This is a genomic window from Streptomyces sp. NPDC059668, from assembly GCF_042734135.1.
Taxonomy (GTDB): Bacteria; Actinomycetota; Actinomycetes; order Streptomycetales; family Streptomycetaceae; genus Streptomyces.
Genome location: NZ_JBHWEL010000103.1, coordinates 1 through 8,968 on the forward strand (window position 1 = coordinate 1; position 8,968 = coordinate 8,968).

General features: G+C 71.1%; 6 protein-coding genes. 3 read left to right on the plus strand and 3 right to left on the minus strand.

Annotated elements, in window-relative coordinates; all coding sequences use genetic code 11:
* Window positions 1-236 (minus strand): carboxyl transferase domain-containing protein (locus tag ACFV2J_RS39320; protein ID WP_385092718.1); only part of this gene is annotated, 236 nt, incomplete at its 3' end.
* Window positions 237-858: 622 nt separating this feature from the next.
* Here ACFV2J_RS39320 and ACFV2J_RS39325 point away from each other — a divergent pair.
* Window positions 859-1,470 (plus strand): YceI family protein, encoded by a 612-nt coding sequence (locus ACFV2J_RS39325; protein ID WP_385092721.1) that lies wholly within the window; start codon window positions 859-861, stop codon window positions 1,468-1,470.
* Window positions 1,471-1,674: 204 nt separating this feature from the next.
* Window positions 1,675-2,178 (plus strand): N-acetyltransferase, encoded by a 504-nt coding sequence (locus ACFV2J_RS39330; RefSeq protein ID WP_385092724.1) that lies wholly within the window; start codon window positions 1,675-1,677, stop codon window positions 2,176-2,178.
* A gap of 54 nt (window positions 2,179-2,232) precedes the next feature.
* On the opposite strand, the gene ACFV2J_RS39335 is transcribed toward ACFV2J_RS39330, so the two are convergent.
* Together ACFV2J_RS39335 and ACFV2J_RS39340 are read right to left on the minus strand one after the other, a co-directional pair.
* Window positions 2,233-3,585, minus strand: a complete 1,353-nt coding sequence (locus ACFV2J_RS39335) for a hypothetical protein (protein ID WP_385092726.1) — start codon at window positions 3,583-3,585, stop codon at window positions 2,233-2,235.
* 146 nt (window positions 3,586-3,731) lie between these two features.
* Window positions 3,732-6,752, minus strand: a complete 3,021-nt coding sequence (locus ACFV2J_RS39340; RefSeq protein WP_385092729.1) for a glycoside hydrolase family 3 N-terminal domain-containing protein — start codon at window positions 6,750-6,752, stop codon at window positions 3,732-3,734.
* A 238-nt stretch (window positions 6,753-6,990) separates the two neighbouring features.
* On the opposite strand from ACFV2J_RS39340, the gene ACFV2J_RS39345 reads away from it, so the two are divergent.
* Window positions 6,991-8,856 (plus strand): ricin-type beta-trefoil lectin domain protein, encoded by a 1,866-nt coding sequence (locus ACFV2J_RS39345; RefSeq protein ID WP_385092732.1) that lies wholly within the window; start codon window positions 6,991-6,993, stop codon window positions 8,854-8,856.
* Window positions 8,857-8,968 lie beyond the last annotated feature (112 nt).

Genomic DNA, 8,968 nt, shown 5'->3' on the forward strand with positions numbered 1-8,968 from the left:
AGGCCGAACCCGGTCGCCCGGTGCCGGCGCAGCTGCTCGACCTCCTGGAAGGACCCGGGGTCGAGGAGCAGCTCGATGCGCTCCCGGGCGGTCAGCTTGCCCTTGGCGTGCTGGGCCTCGGTCGCCTTCTCGCTGGGGCCGCGCAGTGCCTCCGCACGAATCGCGTGCAGTTCGGCCACGCGCCCGCGTGCGTCCGTGGGTTCGCCTGAGGGTGCGGCCTCGTCCAAAACGGTCATGTAGTGACCTTACGAAGTCGAACAAGAAAAGCGAGCCGTCGACTCCGTACAGTCTCCAGCCTGTTTTCCTGGTACCCCTGAACAGAACCTCGGCCGCATGCAGGCGATCTGACTGCTCAGAGGGCATGCGGCTTGTAGAGGTCACACAAAGCCGTCAGCTGAGAGTCACCTCACATTCACGGGTGGCGCATACCATCCCCGGAGTGACACGGCCCCTCGAACGGCGGTCAGCGCCGAGCACTTCGGCCGCCGCGTTCCCCCGGACGCACCCGCCGCACCGACCGGTCCCGCCCGCCCGGCCGACGGCTCCCCCGAGCGCCGCCCTCGCGCGGACAGGCTAGCGGAGCGCGCCCGCGCGGTGTGTCCGCCCGCGCCGTGGCGACGGCCGCCGTCAGGGCCCCCACCAGCGGTGACGCGCGGCGACTAGGCCAACCGGGGGCACTCCTTGGGAAGCGCCACGCAGGAACGCACAGTAACGTCGGCAACACACTGCGGATGATGTTGAAACTTGAATGGAATAGGTCTACCGTCACTCCTGTTCACCTCGTTGAATGTTTAACAAAATCATTCTCGCGGTTCCGCTTCCCCGATCCGCGACCCCGTCCCCCCTTAGGAGCACGTCATGGGCATCTTCGGCCGCAAGACCACCGACACCCCCGCCACCGGCGCCGCAGCCGCCGCCGTGAACCCCGCCCTCGCCGCGCTGACCGGCGAGTACACGATCGACCCGGCGCACTCGACGATCGGCTTCGTCGCCCGTCACGCCATGGTCACGAACGTCAAGGGCTCCTTCCAGGACTTCGAGGGCGCGCTGCACCTGGACGGCGCCGACCCGTCCCGGTCCACCGCCACCATCGACGTCAAGATGGACAGCATCGAGACGGGCTCCGCGGACCGCGACACCCACCTCAAGAGCTCCGACTTCTTCAAGACCGACGAGTTCCCGGCGATGACCTTCCGCTCCACCAAGGCGGAGGCCCTGGGCGGCGACGACTACCGGATCACCGGTGAGCTGTCGATCCTCGGCACCACCAAGCCGCTCACCATCGACCTGGAGTTCAACGGCTCCGCGAAGGACCCGTTCGGCAACGAGCGCGTCGGCTTCGAGGGCAAGGCCGAGATCCTGCGCTCCGAGTGGGGCCTCACCTGGAACGCGGCCCTGGAGACCGGTGGCGTCCTCGTCTCCGACAAGATCAAGCTGAACTTCGACATCTCGGCGATCAAGAACGCCTGACCTGCCGCCTCACGGCACCCTGAGCGCGCCCGTCCTCTACTCCCCCCGTACCGGGAGGACGGGCGCTCCGGCGTGTCCGCGGTCCGCGTACGCGCGCGAGCCGCACCGCGTGCCGGCGGCGGTGGCGGTCCCGGACGGCCGTCCGCGCGGCGGCCTGGCGATATCCCCGTGCGGTGGCCGCCGTCCGGCGGCTAGCCTCCGGGCATGACCTGGTTGCCTGCCGACTTCGCGCACCCCCTCCGTGTCGAACTGCCCGACGGGCATCACCTCAGGCCCATCACGGGTGCCGACGCGGCCATGGACCATCCGGTGGTCATGGGCTCCCGCGAGCGGCTCTGGTCCCTCTTCGGGGAGGCCTGGGGCTGGCCGGCCGAGACGATGACGTACGAGGCGAACCAGCGGGACCTGGAGCGGCACGAGGCCGAGATCGCCGCCCATGAGTCGTTCAACTACGTCCTGCTCGACGCGACCGGGACCGTCGAGTCCGGGTGCGTCTACATCGACCCGCCGGGGAAGGCCGGGGCCGACGCCGATATCTCCTGGTGGGTGACGGACGACAAGGCCGGCACCGCGCTGGAGCGTGACCTGGAATCGCTGGTGCCCCGGTGGATCGCCGAGGCCTGGCCCTTCGAGCGGCCGCGGTTCATCGGCCGCGACCTGTCCTGGCGGGAGTGGCTCGCCCTGCCCGACGCGGACGCCGACGCCTGAGGGCGTGACCGGGCCCGGTGGTCCCCACCGACGCCAGGCTCGCGACGCCGTGGCTCAGAAGCCGCCGCCGAAATCTCCCCCGCCGCCGAAGTCGCCGCCTCCGCCGTCCCCGCCGTCCCCGAATCCGCCGCCGAAGTCCCCGGGGTCGAAGGAGGCACCCGAGACGTCGCCGCCGTCGTAGCCGCCGAAGTCCCCGTAACCGGTGCCGTAGTCGGCCGCGTACGAGGGGGTGGCCATCGCGCCGCCGAGCAGGGTGCCGACCAGGAGCCCGGGGAGGAGACCCCCGCCGAAGTAGCCGCCCGCCCAGGGGCCGTAGGCCGGGCCCGCGTCCCAGTACGGGCGGCGGCCGTGGTCGGTGTCGACCTCGCGGACCGCCGGGTCGTCGCCGTCGGCCAGCCGGGCCCGGTCCGCCGCGCAGACGGGGACCTCGCGGGCCGCGCCGCCGGCCGGCGTCCAGGAAGCGTCCGCGACCGAGGGACCGTGCCGCGGGTCGAAGAAGCAGGGCGCGCGGCGCTCCGGCAGCGGACGGCCCTCGCGGCGGGCGGCCAGCAGCGCGAGCGAGAAGCGGCCGTCCTCCAGTGCCTCGGTGACGGGGCGTACGTCCTCCGGGCGGCGCGCTGCCGCCATGGACGACTTCGCCTGTTCGTACGCGTCGAGCGCGCGCTCGTAGTCGGCGCGCATCGCGTCGTCCGCGCCGACCTCCGCGGGGTGGAAGTCGAGCCGGTCCAGCTCCTCCCCGAAGGCGGTGATGTCCTCGTCCACGACGACGCGGAGCTTGTCCAGCGCGGCCCGCTGCTCCAGGGACCTGCGGCGCCGGCTGCGGCGTACGAGGGTGAACGCGCCCGCGCCGCCGGCCACGATCACCGCACCGACCGCGATCAGCGCGGTCGTGGAGACGCCGCTGTCCGCGGGAGACCCCCAGCTGGCCGGGGCCGAGCCCTTGACGCTGTCGAGCGCGCGGTCCGTGAAGTCGTTCAGCTGGGTCCTGACGGGTTCGCCCTGGACGCTCGTGACGAGGTTCTGCACGCCGGTGCGGGACAGCACCGCGGAGTCCGCGCGGGCGTCGAAGCGGGTGCCGAGCCTGATGGCGTACAGGCCGGTGACGCCGGTGTCGGTGCGGAGGTTCTGGAACAGGTTCTGGGTGGGGAACCCGTCGGGGAGGACCGCCACGAAGACGGGCTTGTCCGCCTTCTTGATCTTCGCGGCGAGGGCGCCGGCGTCCGCCGTGGACAGCTGGGCGGAGGCCGCGGGGTCGACGTAGACGGGGCTCTTGCGCAGGGCCGCCGCCACCGTCCCGACGTCGGTGGCCGCGTGCGCGGGGGACGCGCCGGGGGCGAGGGCCGCGAAGGCGGCGAGGATCAGCGCGATCAGCAGTCCGGGGAGCCCCCGGATCAGTGCGGCCTTCATATCTCCGAAGCTACCCGAAACCCACTCGAACGTGCGCTGAACAGAACATCGGGAGCGGGTGGGACGGAGATGGCCGGGGGCAACCCCCGTCACACCCGTCCCACCCGCTCCCACCCGCCCCGTGCTCGCGGGCTACCAGGTGGACGTCACGCGGCGCGGTACGCCTCCGCCAGCTTGCTCACCGCCTCGGCGTAGTGGCCCGTCAGGAGGAGGTGGTCGGCGTCGGCGAAGGGTTTGCTGGTGGCCGGCGTGAGGGCCGAGGACAGTTTCTGCTGGACCAGCAGGCGGGCCTTGGAGACGGCGGCGCGGCCCACCGCGTCGGCACCCGCCCGGTCCGCCCCCGCGGCCACGAGGGCGAGGGCCTTGAGGGTCGCGGAACCGCCCCCGGGAACCTTGCCGAGCGTGGTCAGCCCCCAGCCGTAGGGGAACTGGGGATCGTAGGCCGTGTCACCGACGTTGATCGGAAGCTGGGCCTCCGACTTCGGCCAGGTGACGGGGAGCTGTCCGGTGAAGGGACGCCTGCCGTAGAGGACGTCCGCGACACCGTCGCCCTCGGTGCCGGGCAGCCAGGAGGCGACGAGCGCGTCGATGTCACCGAGGCGGTCGCCGATCAGCTGCGGACGGCCGGAGACGATCAGGACCGCGCACTTCATGGCCGCGCACACCTTGTCCACGGCGGCCTTGTCGGCGGCCGTCAGCTCCAGGTCGTTGCCGTTGCCGACGTCACCGACGCCCTCGGCGTACGGGGTCTCGCCGACGACGACCACCCCCACGTCGTATCCGCCGGTGGGCGCGGAGGCGTCCTTGGAGTAGGTGACGTCACCGCCCGCGCGCTTCATCCCCTCCAGGATCGTGGTGCCGTCCGTGTTCTTTCCGGAGGAGCCCTGCCAGGTGATGGTCCAGCCACCGGTCTGGTTGCCGAGGTCGTCGGCGTTCGAACCGGCGACGTAGACCTTCTGGGACTTCTTCAGGGGCAGCACGCCCGCCGAGTTCTTCAGCAGGACCTGCGACTCGGCCGCCGCCGCGCGGGCCACCGCCCGGTGCGCGGGCGAGCCGATCCGCGACGCGCCGCTCGTGTCGGCGTACGGCTTCTCGAAGAGGCCGAGCTTGAACTTCTGCGTCAGGATGCGCGACACGGCGTCGTCGATCCGCTGCGCGGTGACGCGGCCGGCGTTCGCCTCGCCGATGAGCGTCGTACGGAAGTCCTTGTACGAGTACGGCACCATCATCATGTCGACGCCCGCGTTGACCGAGGTGCGGACGTGGGAGGCGTAGTCGCCGGGGAGCTGGTCGATGGCGTTCCAGTCACTGATCACGAAGCCGTCGAAGCCCATCCGGCCCTTGAGCACGCCGTTGATCATGTCCGCGCGGGCGTGCATCTTCACCGGGCCCTGACCGTCGCCCAGGATGTCGAGCGAGGAGTACGAGGGCATGACCGTCCCGATGCCGCGGTCGACGGCCGTCTGGTACGGGGCCAGGTGCACGGCCTCCAGCTGCTGCCGGGTGACCTTCGTGACGCCCTGGTCGATGGTGTAGGAGCCGGTCGTGGAGGAGCCGTACTCCGTGCCTCCGTCGCCCACGAAGTGCTTCGCGGTCGCCAGCACCTTGTCGTCGTCCTTCAGATCACTGCCGTCGCGGGCGCCCTGGAGGCCCTGGATGACCGTCTCCATGGACTTCACGAGGGCCGGGTCCTCACCGAAGGACTCGTACGAGCGGCCCCACCGTTCGTCCCTGGTGACGCACAGGCAGGGGGCGAAGTCCCACGGGATGCCGGTGGCGCGGACCTCGGCGGCCGTCACCGAGCCCGCCTTCTCCGCCAGGCCCGGGTCGCGGGTCGCGCCGATGCCGATGTTGTGCGGCATGATCGTCGCGCCGGTGAGGTTGTTGTGCCCGTGCACCGCGTCCACGCCGTAGATCAGCGGGATCTGGAACCGGGTGGCCTGCGTCCGGAGCTGGTAGCCGTCGATCATCTTGGCCCAGGCCTCGGGCGTGTTCGGCGTCGGCGTGGAGCCGCCGCCGGAGAGCAGCGAGCCGAGGTCGTACGAGGCGATGTCGCCGCCCGCGCCGATCGCGCCGCGCTCGGCCTGGGTCATCTGCCCGGCCTTCTCCTCCAGGGACATCCGGGAGACGAGGTCGGCGACCCGCTTGCGCACGGACAGCTTCGGGTCCAGGTACGGCAGCCCGTGGGCGTCGATGACCACCTGCGGGGTCTCGGCGGGGGCCTTCGCTCCGGTGACCGTCAGCTTGAGGGGGATCGTCTCGGCGGCCTCGGCCGACCGGTCCTTCAGGGTGGACACCCGGATCGCGCGGGAGGCCCCGGAGGCGGTGCCCGCCGGGAAGGTGATCTCACCCTTGACCGGTGTGTAGTCCTTGCCGGACTCGGCGGTGCCGCCCGCGCTCTCGTAGGCGACCGTCACGGGTTCGTCGAGCGGGGCGGACCCGGTGGTGGCGACGGAGAGCTTCACCGTCGCCGAGCCGCCCTCCTTCACCGGGTAGACGGCCGAGTCGGCGTTCACGGAGGCCCGCAGGGACTGGTCCGCCTTGCCGTACAACTCGACGTCGTCCATGGCGAAGTGGCCCTTGACGCCGACCGGGAGCGTGACGGCGTACCCCCACATCTGGGTGAGGCCGAGAACCTGGTCGATACCGCCGACGGGCTGGTAGTCCGTGCGATAGGTGAAGTCGCCGAAGGGGATCTCGATCTGTTTCCAGCCGGTGAAGTCGTCCGTGAAGGAGGTCGTCCACAGCTCGGAGGCCTCGCCGTGGGCGCCGCCGTCCTTGATCTCGAAGTTGACCTTCTTCGCATTGTTCTGGCCGTCCCACCAGAAGCGGATGCCCCGGTGGGCGGACCAGTCGTGGGCCGGCTGGCCGGCGGCGAAGTCGTGGGTGAAACCGCCGTAGCCGCTGATGTCGTAGTCGCCGCCGAGGACCTTGTCGCCCTCGGGAGCGTCCGGCCGTGCGGTCAGGGCGAGTGCGGGCGGGTCGTCGGCGTCGCCACCCCAGGTGAAGATGCCGTCGGCGGGCTGGCTCGCGAAGGGCACTTCCCCCTCGAAGCGGTCGACCGGGACGGGGGCTGGGTCGTCGGCCGCGGCGACCGTGCCGGCCGCGGCCAGCGGAAGCAGCCCGACGAGCAGGGCGGCTGAGGCGAGCAGGGCGGTTCTTCGCATGGACCTTCCCTCGGCTCTCGTAGTTCACTTACGGCTTAGATCACGGCGTGAGTTAACTGATGCCACGAGGGACCGTCAAGGCTTCACGCCAGAACCGGTACAGACTCAACCCCCGGCCGGATCAGGGGTGTTGTTCCTTCAAAGTGTGAACGCGCACCCCCTTGACGCGCCCCGCGAGCCGTCATTTACTCACGCCTCGCACGCCTCCCCACCCCCACCTCCAGAAGGGCGGCGCCCCATGAGGGGATCCACTCGAGCGGTCCGGCTGCTTCTCGCCGGGCTGCTCACCACGGCCGGCTTCACGGCGGCCGCGCCCGCGCACGCGGCGGGCGAACAGGTCACCGCCTGGCTGACCACGACCGACGACACCGGCGGCCGCCACGTCGTACGCGGGCTCCAGGCCCAGGCGCCGTTCGCCTTCCAGTCCGGCAGCGGCGGAAGCGGCGAGAACATCACCGTCGACGAGAACACCCGCTACCAGACCTTCACCGGCGGCGGAGCCTCCTTCACCGACACCGCCGCCTGGCTGATGAACAGCAGTGGCGCGCTCTCGCAGTCGACGCGGGACGCCACGATGCGCAAGCTGTTCTCGCCGACGGACGGCATCGGGCTGTCCTTCCTGCGCAATCCGATGGGCGCGTCGGACCTCGCGCGGTTCGGCTACACCTACGACGACGTGCCGGCCGGGCAGAGCGACCCCAACCTGGCGCAGTTCTCGATCGCGCACGACCTGGCGGACGTGGTGCCGCTGACGAAGCAGGCGCTCCAGCTGAACCCGTCGCTGACGGTGATGGCCTCGCCGTGGACGGCTCCGGCCTGGATGAAGGACAGCGGGCAGCTCAACGGCGGCTGGCTGAAGTCCGAGGACTACGGGGCGTACGCCTCGTACTTCGTGAAGTACCTCCAGGCCTACCGGGACCAGGGCGTGCCGGTCTCGTACGTCACCGCGCAGAACGAGCCGACCTGCTGCTCGGGGTACCCCTCGATGAGCTGGAACGGCTCCGGGCTCGCCTACTTCACCAAGAGCGAGCTGCTCCCGAAGCTACAGGCCGCGGGCCTGTCCACCAAGGTCCTCGCCCACGACTGGAACTGGGACGTGTACGACTCGTACGCCGCCCCGACCGTCGACGACGCGGCGGTGCGCTCCCACCCGAACTTCGGCGGCATCGCCTGGCACGGGTACGGCGGGGACATCAACAAGCAGACGAGTGTGCACAACCAGTACCCGGGCCTGGACGCCTTCGGGACCGAGCACTCCGGCGGCACCTGGATCGCCAACCAGCAGCGCGAGGACATGCTCAACATCGTCGACTACACCCGCAACTGGGCGAAGTCGGTGACGAAGTGGTCGCTGGCCGTGGACCAGAACCGGGGTCCGCACAACGGCGGTTGCAGCACGTGCAGCGGACTGATCACCGTGCACAACGGCGACGGCGCGAGCGGGAGCGTCGACTACACGGTCGAGTACTACACGATGGGCCACCTGACGAAGTTCGTCCGGCCCGGCGCCCAGCGGATCGCGTCGACGGCGTCCGCGTCGGTGCCGAACGTGGCGTGGCGCAACCCCGACGGGTCGAAGGCGCTGATCGCGTACAACGACGCGTCCGCCGCGAAGACGATCACCGTCAACTGGGGTTCACAGCACGCCACTTACTCGCTGCCGGGCAAGACCTCGGCCACCTTCACCTGGTCCGGCACGCAGTCGGGCGGGGGCGGCGGCCAGTCGGGTTCCTTCGTCGGGCTCGCGGGCAAGTGCCTGGACGTGGCGGGCGGTTCGAGCGCCAACGGCGCGGCGGTGCAGCTCTACGACTGCAACGGCAGCGCGGCCCAGAAGTGGGCGGTGCAGGCCGACGGCTCGGTGCAGACCCTCGGCAAGTGCCTGGACGTGACCTCGGCCTCGACCGCGAACGGCGCCAAGGTCCAGCTGTACGACTGCAACGGGAGCGGCGCCCAGCGGTGGTCGTACAACGCCTCGACGGGTGACGTGGTCAACACCGCGGCGGACAAGTGCCTCGACGTGACCGACAACTCCTCGGCGAACGGGGCGCGGGCGCAGATCTGGACGTGCACGGGAGCGGCCAACCAGAAGTGGCATCTGCAGTAGGCCGCGGAGGTCCGGCGCGGGTCCCCGGCGCGGGGGGGGGGGGGGGGGGCCCCGCGCCCCCCCCCCCGCCCGGGGCCGGGCGGGCGGGCCGCGCCGGGGGGCCGCCCCGCCC

Excerpts from the sequence above, each read along its gene's own strand:
- ACFV2J_RS39325 (WP_385092721.1), top strand. The coding sequence starts at position 859 with ATGGGCATCTTCGGCCGCAAGACCACCGACACCCCCGCCACCGGCGCC.
- ACFV2J_RS39330 (WP_385092724.1), top strand. The coding sequence starts at position 1,675 with ATGACCTGGTTGCCTGCCGACTTCGCGCACCCCCTCCGTGTCGAACTG.
- ACFV2J_RS39335 (WP_385092726.1), bottom strand. The coding sequence starts at position 3,585 with ATGAAGGCCGCACTGATCCGGGGGCTCCCCGGACTGCTGATCGCGCTG.
- ACFV2J_RS39340 (WP_385092729.1), bottom strand. The coding sequence starts at position 6,752 with ATGCGAAGAACCGCCCTGCTCGCCTCAGCCGCCCTGCTCGTCGGGCTG.
- ACFV2J_RS39345 (WP_385092732.1), top strand. The coding sequence starts at position 6,991 with ATGAGGGGATCCACTCGAGCGGTCCGGCTGCTTCTCGCCGGGCTGCTC.